Source organism: Silvibacterium acidisoli (assembly GCA_022870745.1).
Taxonomy (GTDB): domain Bacteria; phylum Acidobacteriota; class Terriglobia; order Terriglobales; family Acidobacteriaceae; genus Silvibacterium.
This window is the reverse complement of sequence record CP085323.1, coordinates 1,956,886-1,972,230: the sequence shown is the minus strand read 5'-3', so window position 1 is coordinate 1,972,230 and position 15,345 is coordinate 1,956,886. Positions and strand designations below refer to the sequence as shown.

16 protein-coding genes are annotated in these 15,345 nt (G+C 57.8%); 12 read left to right on the top strand and 4 right to left on the bottom strand.

Annotated elements, in window-relative coordinates; genetic code table 11:
* Positions 1-38 precede the first annotated feature (38 nt).
* Positions 39-1,463: a chromosomal replication initiator protein DnaA gene (dnaA, locus tag LJD29_RS08095; protein ID WP_446745249.1), complete on the bottom strand. Its 1,425-nt coding sequence runs from the start codon at positions 1,461-1,463 to the stop codon at positions 39-41.
* A gap of 414 nt (positions 1,464-1,877) precedes the next feature.
* On the opposite strand from dnaA, the gene rpmH reads away from it, so the two are divergent.
* The 11 genes from rpmH to LJD29_RS08040 all read left to right on the top strand — a co-directional run bounded on the left by rpmH (position 1,878) and on the right by LJD29_RS08040 (position 11,202).
* The gene (rpmH, locus tag LJD29_RS08090) at positions 1,878-2,033 is read left to right on the top strand and encodes a 50S ribosomal protein L34 (protein WP_446745248.1); all 156 of its coding nucleotides are present in this window, start codon (positions 1,878-1,880) and stop codon (positions 2,031-2,033) included.
* A gap of 128 nt (positions 2,034-2,161) precedes the next feature.
* Entirely contained in the window at positions 2,162-2,398 is a 237-nt protein-coding gene (locus tag LJD29_RS08085; protein WP_446745247.1) for a hypothetical protein, read from the top strand.
* On the top strand, positions 2,388-2,708 hold the full coding sequence (locus tag LJD29_RS08080) for a type II toxin-antitoxin system RelE/ParE family toxin (protein ID WP_446745246.1): 321 nt from the start codon (positions 2,388-2,390) through the stop codon (positions 2,706-2,708). Before LJD29_RS08085 ends, LJD29_RS08080 begins: the two co-directional genes overlap by 11 nt.
* A gap of 89 nt (positions 2,709-2,797) precedes the next feature.
* Positions 2,798-3,175, top strand: coding sequence for a ribonuclease P protein component (gene rnpA / locus LJD29_RS08075; RefSeq protein WP_446745245.1), 378 nt, complete (start codon positions 2,798-2,800; stop codon positions 3,173-3,175).
* On the top strand, positions 3,172-3,459 hold the full coding sequence (gene yidD, locus LJD29_RS08070; protein WP_446745244.1) for a membrane protein insertion efficiency factor YidD: 288 nt from the start codon (positions 3,172-3,174) through the stop codon (positions 3,457-3,459). Before rnpA ends, yidD begins: the two co-directional genes overlap by 4 nt.
* A gap of 51 nt (positions 3,460-3,510) precedes the next feature.
* Positions 3,511-5,247: a membrane protein insertase YidC gene (yidC, locus tag LJD29_RS08065; protein ID WP_446745243.1), complete on the top strand. Its 1,737-nt coding sequence runs from the start codon at positions 3,511-3,513 to the stop codon at positions 5,245-5,247.
* Positions 5,248-5,568: 321 nt separating this feature from the next.
* Positions 5,569-6,282: a GNAT family N-acetyltransferase gene (locus LJD29_RS08060; RefSeq protein ID WP_446745242.1), complete on the top strand. Its 714-nt coding sequence runs from the start codon at positions 5,569-5,571 to the stop codon at positions 6,280-6,282.
* Between the two features lie 85 nt (positions 6,283-6,367).
* Positions 6,368-6,970, top strand: coding sequence for a Jag family protein (locus tag LJD29_RS08055; protein ID WP_446745241.1), 603 nt, complete (start codon positions 6,368-6,370; stop codon positions 6,968-6,970).
* Positions 6,971-8,362: a tRNA uridine-5-carboxymethylaminomethyl(34) synthesis GTPase MnmE gene (mnmE, locus tag LJD29_RS08050; protein WP_446745240.1), complete on the top strand. Its 1,392-nt coding sequence runs from the start codon at positions 6,971-6,973 to the stop codon at positions 8,360-8,362. It begins immediately after the preceding gene.
* Between the two features lie 37 nt (positions 8,363-8,399).
* The gene (locus LJD29_RS08045; protein ID WP_446745239.1) at positions 8,400-9,863 is read left to right on the top strand and encodes a hypothetical protein; all 1,464 of its coding nucleotides are present in this window, start codon (positions 8,400-8,402) and stop codon (positions 9,861-9,863) included.
* Between the two features lie 88 nt (positions 9,864-9,951).
* On the top strand, positions 9,952-11,202 hold the full coding sequence (locus LJD29_RS08040) for a GumC family protein (RefSeq protein ID WP_446745238.1): 1,251 nt from the start codon (positions 9,952-9,954) through the stop codon (positions 11,200-11,202).
* On the opposite strand, the gene LJD29_RS08035 is transcribed toward LJD29_RS08040, so the two are convergent.
* Together LJD29_RS08035 and LJD29_RS08030 are read right to left on the bottom strand one after the other, a co-directional pair.
* Positions 11,199-12,371, bottom strand: a complete 1,173-nt coding sequence (locus LJD29_RS08035; protein WP_446745237.1) for an O-antigen ligase family protein — start codon at positions 12,369-12,371, stop codon at positions 11,199-11,201. The two genes, LJD29_RS08040 and LJD29_RS08035, sit on opposite strands and share 4 nt — an antisense overlap.
* Positions 12,372-12,393: 22 nt before the next feature.
* Complete coding sequence (locus tag LJD29_RS08030) at positions 12,394-13,416, bottom strand: glycosyltransferase (RefSeq protein ID WP_446745236.1); 1,023 nt, start codon at positions 13,414-13,416, stop codon at positions 12,394-12,396.
* Between the two features lie 96 nt (positions 13,417-13,512).
* Between LJD29_RS08030 and LJD29_RS08025 the strand changes: the two genes are divergently transcribed.
* Positions 13,513-14,367 carry a glycosyltransferase gene (locus tag LJD29_RS08025; protein ID WP_446745235.1) on the top strand — a complete coding sequence of 285 codons (855 nt, stop codon included), beginning with the start codon at positions 13,513-13,515 and terminating at the stop codon, positions 14,365-14,367.
* Positions 14,368-14,380: 13 nt separating this feature from the next.
* On the opposite strand, the gene LJD29_RS08020 is transcribed toward LJD29_RS08025, so the two are convergent.
* Positions 14,381-15,343, bottom strand: a complete 963-nt coding sequence (locus tag LJD29_RS08020) for a glycosyltransferase family 2 protein (protein ID WP_446745234.1) — start codon at positions 15,341-15,343, stop codon at positions 14,381-14,383.
* Between the last annotated feature and the right edge of the window lie 2 nt (positions 15,344-15,345).

The window sequence follows — 15,345 nt, the reverse complement described above, 5'->3', positions numbered from 1 at the left end:
CGAAGGCGCGTACGACTGGACGGCTAGTCCCGGCGAGTTCAGCCGTTCAGGGTTTCCTGTAGCTTGTTCAGGGTGCTGTTGAGGCTCTTGTCGCTGCGGCGCTGCTCTTCGATCTTGGCGATCGAATGCATGACCGTGGTGTGATGCTTGCCTCCGAACTGGCGGCCGATCTCGGGCAGCGATGCTTCGGTCATCTGCTTGGCGAGGAACATGGCGATCTGGCGCGGCACGACGACGGCGCGCGAGTTGTTCTTCTGCTTCAGCTCCGCCACGCGCATGCCGAACTGCTCGGCGACGGCGCGCTGGATGGCTTCGATGGTGATCTTGCGTACCTGCGTGTCGATAAATTGTTTCAGGCACTGCTGCGCTGTAGGCAGAGTGATCTCGACCCCATTCAAACTCGACCAGGCAAAGAGACGCGTCAGCGCGCCTTCGAGCTCGCGTACGTTGGTGCGAACATTCGATGCGATGAAGAGCGCAACCTCGGTCGAGATGATCACATGCTCGCTCTCTGCTTTCTTCTGCAGAATGGCGACCTTGGTCTCGAGATCGGGCGGCTGGATGTCTGCGATCAGTCCCCACTCGAAGCGCGAGCGCAGGCGGTCTTCGATCTCGGGCAGTTCCTTGGGAGGACGGTCCGAGGCGATGACGATCTGCTTCATGTTCTCGTGCAGCGCATTGAAGGTATGGAAGAACTCTTCCTGGGTGCGCTCCTTCTGCGAGAGGAACTGGATGTCGTCGATGAGCAGCACGTCAACGGTGCGGAACTTGTCGCGGAAGCTGGTCATCTTGTCGTAGCGCACCGAGTTGATCATCTCGTTGGTGAACTTCTCGGCGGAGACGTAGCTGATCGACGCGCTGGGCGAACGCATCTTCACTTCGTGACCGATGGCATGCATCAGGTGCGTCTTGCCCATGCCCACTCCGCCGTAGAGAAAGAGCGGGTTGTAGGCCTTGGACGGACGCTCGGCGACGGCCTCGGCCGCGGCACGGGCAAACTGGTTGCCGGACCCGATGACGAAAGCGTCGAAGGTGTAGCGCGGATTGAGCTGCGCGGCGGTCGACCAGTCGAAGCGCGCCTGTGCAGGGTTACCGGCGGTACCAGGACGATTCTGTCCACGGTGTGCGGGAGCATTCGGAGCGTGGGTCGGGACCGGCGGAAAGCCGCCGTCTTCGCGGGCACGCACCAGCGTCGGGTCTTCTTCCGGGGTGACGAAGTTGACCTCGTCAAATTCGAGTTCGAGCTTATCAATCGCTTCGTGAATGAGGTCGATATAGCGCTCGGCAATATGCTGGAACTCCTGCGTGGGGATGCGCACGAAGAGGATGCGTTCCTTCGCATGGCTGAAGCGCGTCGGCTTGAACCAGGTCTCAAAGGACTGGCGATTTACCTTCTTTTCGAGTGCGCCGAGGATCCGTACCCATGGATTGAGTACGGCGGCGGGAGTAGGGACGAAAGACATTCCAGCTTCCTTGCTTGACAGTCGCGGCGTAGCCGATCGGAGCCAAAATTCGAAACGCCGGGGTGACGCCTGTCCCATTGTGGGAAAGCGCGGGGCATTTCGCGTTGGCCGGAATGGGCATTGGCAAGGTCGTGCGCCAATGCTTCGGTCGATCGACTGACGCCCGCGAGGCGTCAGTGATTTCTCATGTGAACGTTGCCGATACTAGCACAATTGGAAGGCGCTTTTGACAGGGTTTGTGATGCAAATTTTTCTGGAGTAACGAGTTGCACCAAGGGTTGTGAAAAAATGGTCCCCGAGCAATGATTTTGCGGTTACGAGCAAACTTGGTTATACTTAGAGTTCGGCTGCCGAGGGTAGTTTTCTTCATCTCTTGCGGGCAGCAATTTCGACAAAGTTTAGGAGCGCAGTTCCATGCCCAAGCGCACATTTCAACCCAACCGCCGCCGCCGTTCCAAGGTCCACGGATTCCGTGCCCGCATGAAGACCAAGAGCGGAGCCGCAGTCCTTTCGCGCCGCCGCGCCCGTGGCCGCAAGCGCGTCTCGGTCAGCGCCGGTTACCGCGACTAGTTCGCGGACGTCTCTTCTTCTAACTCCGAAACTCAAAGATGATTTCGATCTGGCGCGGCTCCATTCGTGAGCCGCAGGGTTTCATTATGCCTGTTGACACGATGTACCCCCGTTTCTAGGCTGAAAGCATGCAGATTCACCTCTCTCCGGAACGCCAGGCTCAGCTTAGCGAGTACGCTCGCAGGCACGACCTGGATGTAGCGAGTGCAGTCGATGACCTGCTCGGAGAAGCACTCGAGTCGGAGAGGCTGGAGCATCAGCAATCTGTTGCCGCGCTTCGAGAAGGGCTGGACGATATGACTGCCGGCCGGGTCGCTGGTATCGAAGAAACATTCCGAAAGATTCGCGCAAAGCATGGGCTTTAGGGTTCTTCGGACCGAGCAGGCTGATCGTGATCTGGAGCAGATAACGGATTGGTATCTGACACAGGAAGTTGGCGAGGCTGGCTTGAAGTGGCTGGATGGCCTCGAGAAGTCGATCACTTCTCTGGCTTCGCTTCCATTTCGCTGTCCACTGGCTCGTGAAGACAAGGACTTCGAAGCCGAAATCCGTCAGCTTCTTTATGGCCGCGCACCGCACGTGTATCGCATTCTGTTTACCATCCCAGACAACGAAACAGTAGTGATTCTCCGCGTTCGACATGGTCGCCAGCTGGCGATGGTTCCGCCACAATAGCCGCGATGCTTACCTTTTCCTGCGAGATTTCTTACGATCGCTCAGCGATGGCGCGAGACAATAGGTCGATGTCTTCTGCGGATACACGGTTGCGCAAACATGCCGACTACCAGCGCGTCTACAAGGCGAGCCGGAAGCATTTTTCGCAGTCGATGAGCTACTTCTTCCGCCTGCGTGCGGAAGAGGAGCTGCTGCCTGAAGGGCCGCGCGTTGGGCTGACTGCCGGGCGTGTCCTGGGCAAGGCTGTCGAGCGCAATCGCATCAAGCGCCGCCTGCGCGAGGCCGTCCGCGCCAATCTTGACCGGCTGCCGGTTTCCATCGATGTCGTGCTGCATCCGCGCAAGTCTGTCGCGGAGATGGAATACGCAAAGCTGACGAGCGAGATCGGCGTCATCTTCTCCAAAATTCAATCCCAGGCAGAAAAGAGCCGCATCGCCCCGCAGCCGCCGAAGGGAACCGCGCAATGAGCAACCTGCGTACCCGCTATGTGGCCGCGCTGCTGGGCGTCTACAAGTACGCGTTTTCGCCGTTGCTTCATGCGATGCCCGGCTCCGCCGGTGGATGCCGTTTTCAGCCGACGTGCTCGGAGTACGCGGCGATCGCTGTTGCTGAGCATGGCATCGTGGCAGGGACCTGGATGGCCCTCCGGCGGATTCTGCGCTGCCATCCCTTTCAGCGAGGCGGCTTTGACCCGGTTCCGGCCCGAGATCATGGTCATGACCGGTCTTTTTCCCCGCGCCAGTTACCATAGAGACAGTCTTATTTCACCAACCTTCACCGACGATCGAACAGGAAAGCAGTTTTGGCAGAGATAAAAAATCCTAATCAGCAGGGTGCCGGCGGGCAGGACTCGCGCACCATGCTCATTCTCACCGCGGTTTTCTTTGTGGTGTTTTTTGGCCTTCAGTATTTCAAGCCGAAGAAAGCTCCCGAATCGAATCCCGCTCCGCAGCATACGCAGCAGAGTCAGAACCAGAGCACGCCGTCTCCTGCGATGATGCAGGCTGCCAGTACGGACTCCGGTACTGGTACTGGTACTGCCGCCGCGAGCGAAAGCGAAACGGTCGTCGAGAACGAGCTCTATCGCATCACCTTCACCAACCGTGGCGCCCAGGTTAAGTCGTGGATCCTGAAAAAGTACAAGGATGACGACGGCAAGCCGCTGAACCTGGTGAACCCGGAGGCGGCGAAGAAGTTCGGCTATCCGCTGTCGCTTTACGCCTACGACCAGAACCTGCGCGGCCGGCTCTCAAATGCTCTGTATGTTCCATCCGCCACAGGCACGCTGAATACTCCGGGCGAGTTGAGCTTCGACTACTCGTCGGGCGGGCTCGTGGTGAAGAAGACCTTCAAGTTCGATTCGAGCTACGTGATCCACGCCGAGGTGTCCGCCACGCAGAATGGTGCGCCGGTGAGCGCGCTGCTGGCATGGCCATCGGGCTTCGGCGATCAACATACGCTGCCGCAATACGCAGGTGGTTCAATCAACCTTTCGCAGTCAGGCAAGGACGACCAGATCACCTTCAAGAAGGTCGTCGGCGGAGAGACGCTTCGCGGTCCTTTTGACTGGGCTGGAGTGAGCGATCTTTATTTCGCCGCCATCTTCCTGCCGGATACGCCTTCTTCGGTGAGCGTGGTCAGCCTGCACGATACCCTGGATGTTCCCCGCAACCTGAAGAAGCCGGATCCGAACGTGGTGGATCATGCCTCGGTGCTGGGCGCGGCCATGGGCGACAACAACGGCCCGCTGAACGTGCGCATCTTCGCCGGACCGAAGTCTCTCGACCTGCTGAACTCGATTCATGCCACCAGCGGCCCGAGCCTCGAGAAGGTTGTGAGCTTCGGCTGGTGGGGTGTTATCGCCAAGCCGCTCTTCCTGATTCTGCGGTTCTTCTACGAGCATGTGGTTCCCAACTGGGGATGGTCGATCCTGCTGCTGACCGTCATCCTCAACCTGGCCATGCTGCCGACGCGCGTACAGATGATGAAGTCTTCGCTGAAGATGCAGCGCATTCAGCCGCAGATGGAAGTCATCAAGGCCAAGTATGCGAAGTACAAGGCGACCGACCCGCGTAAGCAGGAGATGCAGCGCGAGATCCTGGATCTGCAGAAGGCCGAGGGTGTGAACATGTTCGGCGGCTGCCTGCCGATGCTGGTGCAGTGGCCGCTGCTCTTCGGCTTCTACCGCATGCTGGGCAACGTGATTGAGCTGCGCCAGGCACACTGGCTCTGGTTGCCGGATCTTTCCGCTCCGGACCCGTGGCATATCCTGCCGATCTTCGTGATCCTGTCGATGTTCCTGACGCAGTATCTGACGCCTTCACCGGGTATGGATCCGGCACAGCAGAAGATGATGGCCTTCACCATGCCTGCGGTCTTCGGCTTCATGATGTGGAACTACGGCTCGGGTCTTTCGCTTTACTGGGCCTGCGGCAACTTCATCAGCGTGATGCAGCAGCTGGTGATGAACCGCACCGGCCTGGGCAAGGAAATGCGGGAGATCGCGGCAAAGCGAGCTGCCAAACGGTTAAAACGCTGAGTAGTGCTTCGTTTTATCGAGAGGGCGTCCGATTTTTCGGACGCCTTTTTCTTGATGGAGCGATCTACGGCTCGAGACTCGCGAGGATCAAATAGCAGACGGCTTTAGCCGTCTCATTCAGGAGAGCGAAGAAAGGGGCTTCAGCCCCAGAGGTGCGGTTTCCTCAGCGGCTGAAGCCCCACGCTACCTGTTCGTGCCTGCTCTCGTGTCAACTTGTGTGGAGGGAAACAGCAGGTTCCTCACTGCGTTCGGAAGGACAAACAAGGGGACTCGGAATGACACTCCGCAGTGGGCTATGATGGACGCGCCTGCTGTCCTCGCATGAATTTCTCAGCCAAGCCGGTGACTGTCGACGATATCTCCCACTGGCGCAACCTGCGTCGCGAGGAGATGCACTGCCAGGTGCTGCACGACTCTTTCCATGGACGCGCCGGCTGGACGGAGCCTTATCAACTCGAAGTCGACGGCGAACCGGCCGGCTACGGAGCGCTGGTTGTCGACGGGCCGTGGAAGGGAACGCGGACACTCTTTGAGTTCTACGTGCTGCCCGCCTATCGCGAAAAACTCTTCGATCTCTTTAACGCCTTAATTTCCAGCAGCGGCGCGACCGCAATGCGCGCACAGACGAACGACAAGATCCTGACGGTGATGCTGCATACTTGGGCTCGCAGCGTCAGCACCGAGAAGATCGTCTTCGAGGACGCACGGACCACCCATCTCCCAGCGAACGGCTCAAGGTTCATCCGCAGGGAAGCCGAAGGAGACTGGGCGCTGGAGATGGAGGGTACGGTCATCGCGACAGGCGGCATCATGTACCACTACAACCGTCCGTATGTCGACCTTTACATGGAGGTCGTCGAAACTTACCGGAGGCGTGGCTATGGCGCATATTTCGTGCAGGAGCTGAAGAGAACCAGTTACGAGCAGGGCAGCATTCCGTGCGCACGCTGCGATGCGGGCAATGTCGCATCCCGAAGCACCCTGATGAAAGCGGGCTTTGCACCGTGCGGTAATTTATTGGATGCAACTCTATAGATGCCAGATATTGCAGGCGAATCCAGATAGTTCGAGTGAAGACTTTGCTGACTTTGGACTCCGGGGAGTGAGATACTAATCGTCGATGCCGATCGAGGACTACAACGCCGCTGCGCAGAAGATAGCAGCCCTCCTGAAAACACTTACTACCACCGGTGGTCTTCGCCTGAAGTATCGCATCACAGCGGGAGCAGGTGCGGGCGAACCCGATGGGCTCGAAGGCTGCGAGATCTATGTCGAGCTGGGTGGGCCGGATGCTCCGCTGCTGACGCAGCGTGGCGGTGAACTGCTGCACGCCCTCGAGCATGTTGCCGCCAAGGTGATCCGTCTTGAGAACGAAGAGCACGACAAGATTTCGTTCGATGCCAACAATTTCAAGGCCATACGCGCGCACGAGTTGAAGGTCTCGGCCGAAGCTGCTGCTGAAAGGGTTCGGCGCACCGGCCAGCCCTACAGCTTTGCACCCATGAGCTCGCGCGAGCGCCGGCTGCTGCACCTTGCCTTCCGTTCCTTCGAAGACATCGAGACGTCTTCGGTGGGCGAGGGCGCGCGCCGTTTCGTGGTTGCGCATACCAAGGGTTATGACGCCAGCAAGCTTGCCTCCCTGCAGGCAGCCGCTCCGTCGTTCGGCGGCGGGGGCCGCGGCGGGCGTGGTGGTGATCGACGTGGTAGCGATCGGCGGCGCTGATTGCAGCCGCATCCCCAGCTCGTTGAGCAGGAGTCCTTTGCCAACGAGACGATAGTTGCCGTTTCCACTCCGCCTGGGCGCGGAGGCATCGGTATTGTCCGGCTCTCCGGACCGCACGCCGTTGAAATCGCCGACAAACTGATTCGTCTCCGCAACCCGCTGGCGCACGCGCAGGCGCGTTTCGCGGAGATTCCCGACCCGGAGACCGGTACGCGTCTCGATGAGGCGGTCGTCACCTGGTTTGCAAAGCCCAATTCGTATACAGCGGAAGACCTTGTAGAGATTGCGGCACACGGTTCGCCCGTGGTGCTCGACACGCTGGTGCGGCTGGCGTTGCGGCAGGGAGCCCGGCTGGCGCGCCCCGGTGAATTTACCGAGCGGGCTTTTCTGAGCGGCAGAATCGACCTGACCCAGGCCGAAGCGGTACGCGATCTCATCGACTCGCAGACACTTTACCAGGCAAGGGTAGCCGCCGAGCAGATGGGTGGAGCGCTCTCGCGGCGCATCCAGCCGCCCAAGGAGCAGTTGGTCGAGCTGATCGCGCTCCTCGAGGCCGGCATCGATTTTGCCGAAGACGATGTCGATGTAACCGCGGATGCGGAGATTGTCACCCGCATGGATACGATTTCCGCGACATTGCAGGCTCTTGCCCGGTCGTTCGAGCATGGACGCATCGTGCATTCGGGGCTTTCGCTGGCGATTGTAGGCAGACCGAATGTCGGCAAGTCCTCGCTCTTCAACCGGCTGGTGGAGCGCGAGCGGGCCATTGTGACCGCAACACCGGGTACGACGCGCGATCTGGTGACTGAGCGCATGTCGCTGGGCGGAATTCCGCTGGAACTGATCGACACTGCCGGGCTGCGCGAGGCGACGGACGAGGCAGAGGTGATCGGGATTGAGAAATCCCGCGAGGCCCTGGCTGATGCCGACCTGGTGATGGTGGTGCTCGAGGCCGGGGTTCCGCTGCGGAGCGACGAGCAGGCGCTGGTCGACTCGCTCGAAGGCCGCCGCGCGCTGGCTGTATTCAACAAAGCCGACCTGAGCGACCTCGCCGATGAGGAGACCATGGCAGGCCCGTTGCCTTCAATGCGCACCTCGGCAGTCACGGGCGCCGGCATCGACGAGCTCCGCAATGGGCTGGTGGAGATGGTGAAGAATCCCTCGGGCGAAGCTGAAACCGGCATGCTGACCAGCCTGCGGCACTACGAGGCCATCACCGCGGCACTGGCCGGGATCGAAGCCACGCGAGTGGGTATTACCGAACGGGTTCCGCACGAGATGCTGCTGATCGATCTGTATACTGCACTCAGAAATCTCGACAGTATGACCGGGCAGACGACAGCCGATGACATCCTCAACCGGATCTTTTCGACCTTCTGCATCGGCAAGTAGGGTTGGTATCCGTTCGACGATGAAGCTGCCAGGGACTATGAGGGATGGGCAAGGACTGAAGCTTTGGCTCCTTGTATCGATTGCGGTTTCACTTTTTCTTGTTGGTTGCGGGGCTGGAAGCCTTCCGGCAGGTTCGGTCGCGGGTAGAGCTGGTCTTTATGACTACTCGCCTTCCGCTATTCAAACCGGCAATACCATTCAGCTCTGGTGGTGTGGGCAGGGAAGCAATCCCGACGACTCTTCGCAGAACACAGACTCGATTCAGTACTCGTCGACCAACGCCGAGACAGGTGTATCAACCTCACCCAAGACGGTTTTAGCTGAAACGGCAGGCGCGTGGGACTCCGCTTACACCTGTAATCCCAAGGTGATCAAAGGCAGCTTCCAGAACCCACTGGGCGATAGCAAGACCTATACATATGCAATGTATTACGTTGCCACCGATCGGATAACCGGTAATGTGAACAGTATCGGGGTGGCCTTTTCGAATGATGGCGAGACTTGGGCCAAATATCCAAATCCGGTGATCCCCTCGACGACTCAAACAGGTTACGGAGTTGCCCAGCCAAGCGCATATAACAGTGACGGAAAGGCCGGCATCATCCTCTTTTACGAGGACGACACTCCGATAGGGCATCACGTAGAAGCAACATCAACGGACGGCATTCACTTTACGGTGCTGGGAACCCTCACGGAAAACGGGCTTGATCCATCGACTCCTAATCCTTCGTGGGGCGACATCGCGTACGATCCGAAAACAGACACCTGGGTCGCAGGCTATAACCGGCCCTCCAGAAGTGCTTCCTTGACCGGTGATATTGCAGAGGGTGGCCAGTGGGGCATTCAGGTCTATCGCATTGCTTCGTCTTCCTTGTTGAATGGGGCATCTCCCTGGCAGTTGGTCGGTAACATCGACACCAACTCCACTGGTTATGAATGCAACTTTATTCCCGGTTTGCTCCGCGACCCCTACGGCAACGTGAATGTTGGACCCTATCCATCTCTCGCCGTGTATACCTCCATTTCCAATCCTCCTCCGAAGTGGGACTACTCGCCGGCGTGGGCGGGATCGAGCTGCAGGGTGGAGAAGTGGGACATAGGGCTCACTACCTTGCCGGCCAATCCGGGCCCTGTGGCGCTCAAGCGCTATTACAATGGCTCAACTTATGAGGTCACGACGGGATGGATAGACCCTTCCGGCGGATTCCTCCTGCAGTCCACTCTGGGACACCTCTATGCGCTGCCGACGAACTCCGCGCCTGTACCCCTCTACGGGTGTAAGGCCGGATACATAGATTATTTTGTATCGACCGATATTAACTGCGAAGGCCAGCGGATTCTCGGTGTCCAGGGTTATGCAATTCCCGCAACGGGTAGCAGTGTCGGCTCGGGAGTCGTCCCGCTGTATCGGTGTTATGACGGGACCAATCACTTCGTGAGCAACGATGCGGCATGCGAGGGGAAGAAGACAGATGAACTCCTGGGGTATGCACTGCCCTGATTGTGACGGTCATCGCAAAGGGTGGCGGCTTTCCGCGTCGTCATACGGGCGGTTGCGATACGATAAAACGTAGACAATTCAGTCCTCAATGAGCACAGTAGAACAAGTGACGGCACCATCGGTTCAACCTCCAGCTTCGCAGGAAGAGGGCAAAGTTGACCTCCTCGATATTCTGCTTATCCTCGCCCGCCGCCGGCGCTTTATTGCGCTTTCGACAGTAGCCGGACTTGCTCTGGGGATCACCGCGTCCCTGGTGATGAAGCCGAACTACACGGCAATGGCCGTGATCATGCCTCCCCAGCAGCAATCTTCTGCAGCGGCTCTCCTCAGCTCGCTCGGCGGACTGGCTGCGCTTGGTGGTGGTTCGGGTGGAGCAGCTTCGGCTCTGGGCCTGAAATCGCCGGGTGATCTCTATGTAGGCATCCTCAAGAGCCGAACCATCGCAGACGAGATTATTAACGAGTTTCACCTTAAGGAACTGCGCAAGAGCAAGAAAATGGCAGATGCCCGTAAGGATCTGGCAGCCCACAGCACGATTGAATCCGCCAAGGATGGCCTGATCGAAATTTCTGTCACCGATCACGATCCTCGCCTTGCAAGCGACCTTGCAAACGCGTATGTCTCCAGTCTGTATGCCATGAATGCGCATTTGGCGACGACCGAGGCCGCGCAACGCCGCGTCTTTTTCGACGAGCAGCTTGAAGGTGAGAAGAAGGCGCTTGCTACGGCTGAAGAGGATTTGCGCGCAACCCAGCAACGCACCGGGCTTATTCAACTGACCGGTCAAGCGCAGATGATCATTTCTTCGATCGCCCAGATGCGCGCCCAGATAGCCAGCAACGAAGTACAGGCCCAGGCGATGCGCACGTTCGCCACGGACGAAAATCCGGACCTGAGCAAACTCGAGGAACAGATTGCGACCATGAAGGGGCAGCTGGCGAAACTCGAAAATGACCAGCAGAAGACGGTGCAGCCCGGGGATATCGCTGTGCCCGCCGGCCGTGTACCGCAAGACAGTCTTGAATTCGAGCGCAAGTATCGCGAAGTGAAGTATCACGAGACGTTGTTCGAACTGCTCTCCCGTCAATATGAAGCAGCGAAGATTGATGAGGCAAAGTCAGCGCCGATCATCCAGGTGATCGACAATGCCATTCCGCCGGATAGAAAATCTGGTCCTCCCAGGATGCTTATTACGCTGGGGATGACAATTCTCTTCTTCCTGCTGAGTTTCGGAATTGCGTTTTTGGCCGATGTAGTCGCCGGGATAAGACGGGATCCTCTGCGCGCGGCAAAGCTCGATCAGATCCAGGAGAGTCTGCGCGGTTCGAAGCGAGGTTAAACTGAGGCGGCTTTTGGCATCTCCTGCGATGCCAACCTGCGTTCAGCGCTGAAGCTGAGGGTCAGTATGGCCACGCCGAAAGCGCTTCCCACGGATACGATCATTGGGTTCGTGAAGCCGGAGGCGATCCACATCGATACGATAATGGCAAAGATCGCCGGATGCGCGGAGCGGCGTGCCGGCGACCACAGCAGGGCGCCAAGGTTCGCCAGAAACCAGGCCAGACCGATCACTCCGAACTGCATCGCCATCGCATACCACTCCATCTCGTAAGAGAAACGCAGAGTGGAGCTGCGTGTGAATCCATTCACATGTGCGCCCATGCCCGATCCCAGAAGAGGATGGTTCGCGATTGAGGAATTCAGGTATTTCAATTGTTCCGTTCTGGCAGCATCTGAGGCGTCGGTAGCGTTGCTCGCGAAGCGTGTGGCCAGGCTGACGCTAAAGACAGCGATGGTGATTCCCACCACCACGACTGATGCTCCGCTAATCACATCGAGCCTGCGCAGACGGAGATAACGCAGAAAGAGGCAGAGCAGGTAGGCAGCCAGCAGATAGCGCGAGAAGCTCAGAAAGAGGCTGACGCTCGTTGCCAGTAGGAAGAGAATATCTACGATCCTGCTGCGTCCGCCAACGTAAATAGCAACCAGAAAGAGCAGGGCGATATCCGCAGGGAACTGGAGTCTTTGCAGGCCAAAGCCAATTTGATCGGTTACTGTTTCGAATCCAAGTGCGGCCTGAACAGCATCGAGCGACATTCGTCCGGTGAGCACGACAAACAGGATCGCAGACTTAAGGAGCGCTGCTGTACACGCGATGACAACGCTCAGCCTGTCGAGAGAAGTCTGTGAAAACGTGGATATCCGGGAAAGCTCCGCACCGCAAATCAGGATCAGGAAGAAGGTTAGCGTGCGAAAAAACTGGTTAGCCAGATCTGACAGATCCGTTCCGCGAAAGAAAGAAATCTCGTTGCAGTAAAACAGATTCAGCATGATCGAAACCCCGCAGAGGATCAATCCCCTGCGCCACTGGTAGCGAATCAGCACGCTGATCGTTAGCAAGAGAATAAGCAGCGACTTGACGGCGGTAAATCCTGGTACTGCGACCGAAAGAAACGCCGCGAGCAGGAATAGCCAATTACGAGCCTTTTGTATCGAAAGGGTGAACATTTGCCTTAAAGGTTCGACGACCTCAGCGTAACGCGATAAACCGAGCCGCTTCTTTGCTGCCAATCCGTCTGCGTTGTTGTATAAGCCGGCGCTTCTGCAGCGTCGAGGGTAGCAGCCGCAGAAACTCAGGTATTGCTGGAAGTGTATCCGGCATGAACAGGCAAATGAAAGCCAGGGTTGCTACTTCGCGTCCCACGATCAGGGGCAGGTCGCGGACCAGGCACCAGCCGAAGTCATTCTTAATGATCGACAGCAGGTGATTTCGCCAACTCCAGCGCCGAATCTTAACCGGAAAGCTGCGATGATGCCGGACGAATCGGACGAAGTGGATGAGGCCTCCAGGGCTGACACCTACAGCGCGAGAATGGCTCACCACGGCGCTGGGGACGTACTGGCAGGAATATCCTGCCAGCCGAAGCCGCCACGAAAGATCGAAGTCCTCCCAGTAAGCAAAAAAATCGTGATCGAAGTATTCGCTTGCTCCGAGTTTTACCTCTTCCAGTGCCTGTTTGCGGAATACAGCTGCCGTTCCTGAAACCCCGAAAACCTCCCTGCTGCGATCAAATTGACCGTGGTCGGCGTCGAGCTGGCCGCGCTCGCGGGCCCGCCGGGTGCGATAGAGGATGATCCCCGTGCCATCGAGAATACGAGTCTGGTCCGGGGGCTGGAGTGGCTTGACCATTTTCCCTGTAGCGGCGCCCACGAACGGATTCTCGAACGCAATAAGGATCTCTGCGAGAAAACCGGGATGCAGAACAGCGTCGGGGTTCAACACCATCAAGAATTCGTTGTCTGTCTCGAAGAAGAACTGGTTATGGGCGCCTGCATAACCGGTGTTCTCATCGTTGATTCGAATTCTCAGTCGGGTATCGGCAGCAAAACGAATCTTTACCAGTTCTTCCAGGGAAGAAGCCGTAGGATGAGGATTCTCGGTGTAGAGAAGGATGAAATCCTGGAAGGTGGAATTGAGGACTGCAGCGATGCAAGTCTCGATCTCTTCCCATGGATTGCTCCAACGCAGTAAGTTGATAGCCAGCTTTGACATCTAGATATCTTGATTTTACCCGCCGTTGGTTCCCATATTGGGATGCAAAACGAATCTATGCAGCCGTGGTTCCTGCTACGATGACCTCAGTCGCTTGTGTCAAACGATCTTGTACAGTGCGTTATTGTTCTCTATCGGATTGCCTTACGGGATTCCCTTACCTTTCAGACCTTATCTGCTTCTTTTGCCCGGTCACCTTCTCTCGCTTCTCGCTTATCGATCCTGATTTACGACAACTCGCCTGCGCCCCAAAACCTGGAACCGGCAACAATTTCTTTTGCGAATGTTGAATACAGGCATGATGCTGCGAACGGTGGCCTTGCTGCAGCCTATAACGCCGCTCTCGCTGCTGCCGAAACCGCAGGTTGCAGCTGGCTATGGCTGTTCGATCAGGACACGGACGTTCGACCGGAGCTGGCCAGCGTCTTAGTTCAGACCATTGATGCGGGACCGGACCCTGCCGTCTGCGCGATTGTGCCCAAGCTGATTCAGGACGGTCGAGTTCTCTCCCCACTAACGATCCAGCGATTTCGTTACTTCCCGGTTGCCGTCGACTTTGCGGGAGTCCACACTGCAGGCGTGATTGCGCTCAATTCGGGCGCCTGCCTGCGTGTCTCGTCGTTGCTGGCAATCGGGGGCTTTCCGCGCGAGTACTGGCTAGACTACCTCGATCACGCTGTATTCCATCGTTTGAAGAAGGCCGGCGGTGAGGTGCTGGTATTGGATGTGCTTCTAACTCACCAGCTTTCGCTTATGAACCTGAAGACACAAACTGGGCACAAACGTTATGAAAACGTGCTCTGTGCCGAGTGGCAGTTTGTCCGAGAGTCGGGCTGGGGAGGCGGGAGCAGTGTTCACAGATTGCGGCTGATAAAACGCGCGGTACGAACACTTGTTGTTTTGCGTCAGCCAGGGTTTGCGCTGCAGGTTCTGAAGTGGAGTCTGAAGTAAGCCCTTCCCCGGCTCAGTGAGCGTGGCGGGCGCGTCGTTCGTATCCTCGGTCGAAGTAGTAGCTAAGCAAGAAAGTCATAAGCCTGTTGGGACAGGCGATTGTCTGGGATTTATCGGCTATCGCTTTAAAGACAGGGAGTGCCTGCGGGGTTCGCACCAGGATCTTCCTTAGCTTCACGGCGAGTGGACTCTGCTGCCGGGGCAGCTTGCCCGGCCAGAGCTCGTCGAAGTAGGCAGCGGATTCGCCAACCTTCTCCATGCGGCCGCAGGCCTGCAGGAAGCTGGTGGGGTGCAGATGATAGGCGATGGCATCGGACAAAAAGACCATCTCCAGTCCATGCTCGGCCTCTATTCGGCAGGCGACCTCAATGTCCTCCATAGCGGCGTAGGGAAACGACTCATCAAATGGGAACTGGCGCAGCAGCGAGGTCTTAACCGAAAGATTGCTGGTGTAGAAATGCTTCCAGTCTGGCTTGACGCCGGCAAGCAGCTCGCCGTAGTTGAATTGCATGCCATCCTTGTCGAGCCAGCGCATGAAGGGTGTTACTTCCTGGCCGGTCTCGCTCCACAGGGTTAGCCCCAGTCCGACCACTGACGGCTCAGGCCGTTCTTCATGCAGCTGCATGTGCCGGGCGATCAGCTCCGGGGTGGGGAAAATATCGTCACCGATGAGCAGAATGACCGGGGCCTCCGCCAATGAAATGGCGAAGTTGCGCGCCCGCGCGGGGCCGCTGTTCTGCTGGCGAAAATAGCGGACGGAAAGCGGCGTGCGCTTCCGGTAGCCGGCTACCCACTCTTCGGTGGAGTCGGTACTGCCGTCGTCGACGATGATCACCTCGAAATCCTTGCGTACCTGTTGTTCCAGGTGTCTCATGCATTGTTCTAGAGCGTCACACCGGTTGTACGTGGGAACGACGACTGTAAGCGAATACGACACTGCCGGGCCTCCAAAGTCGCCTGCCGGAACGACCGACATGG

Bases quoted from the DNA above. Each gene is read 5' to 3' on its own strand.
- dnaA (WP_446745249.1), bottom strand. From the start codon at position 1,463: ATGTCTTTCGTCCCTACTCCCGCCGCCGTACTCAATCCATGGGTACGG.
- rpmH (WP_446745248.1), top strand. From the start codon at position 1,878: ATGCCCAAGCGCACATTTCAACCCAACCGCCGCCGCCGTTCCAAGGTC.
- LJD29_RS08085 (WP_446745247.1), top strand. From the start codon at position 2,162: ATGCAGATTCACCTCTCTCCGGAACGCCAGGCTCAGCTTAGCGAGTAC.
- LJD29_RS08080 (WP_446745246.1), top strand. From the start codon at position 2,388: ATGGGCTTTAGGGTTCTTCGGACCGAGCAGGCTGATCGTGATCTGGAG.
- yidD (WP_446745244.1), top strand. From the start codon at position 3,172: ATGAGCAACCTGCGTACCCGCTATGTGGCCGCGCTGCTGGGCGTCTAC.
- LJD29_RS08060 (WP_446745242.1), top strand. From the start codon at position 5,569: ATGAATTTCTCAGCCAAGCCGGTGACTGTCGACGATATCTCCCACTGG.
- LJD29_RS08055 (WP_446745241.1), top strand. From the start codon at position 6,368: ATGCCGATCGAGGACTACAACGCCGCTGCGCAGAAGATAGCAGCCCTC.
- LJD29_RS08045 (WP_446745239.1), top strand. From the start codon at position 8,400: ATGAGGGATGGGCAAGGACTGAAGCTTTGGCTCCTTGTATCGATTGCG.
- LJD29_RS08040 (WP_446745238.1), top strand. From the start codon at position 9,952: ATGAGCACAGTAGAACAAGTGACGGCACCATCGGTTCAACCTCCAGCT.
- LJD29_RS08035 (WP_446745237.1), bottom strand. From the start codon at position 12,371: ATGTTCACCCTTTCGATACAAAAGGCTCGTAATTGGCTATTCCTGCTC.
- LJD29_RS08030 (WP_446745236.1), bottom strand. From the start codon at position 13,416: ATGTCAAAGCTGGCTATCAACTTACTGCGTTGGAGCAATCCATGGGAA.
- LJD29_RS08020 (WP_446745234.1), bottom strand. From the start codon at position 15,343: ATGTCGGTCGTTCCGGCAGGCGACTTTGGAGGCCCGGCAGTGTCGTAT.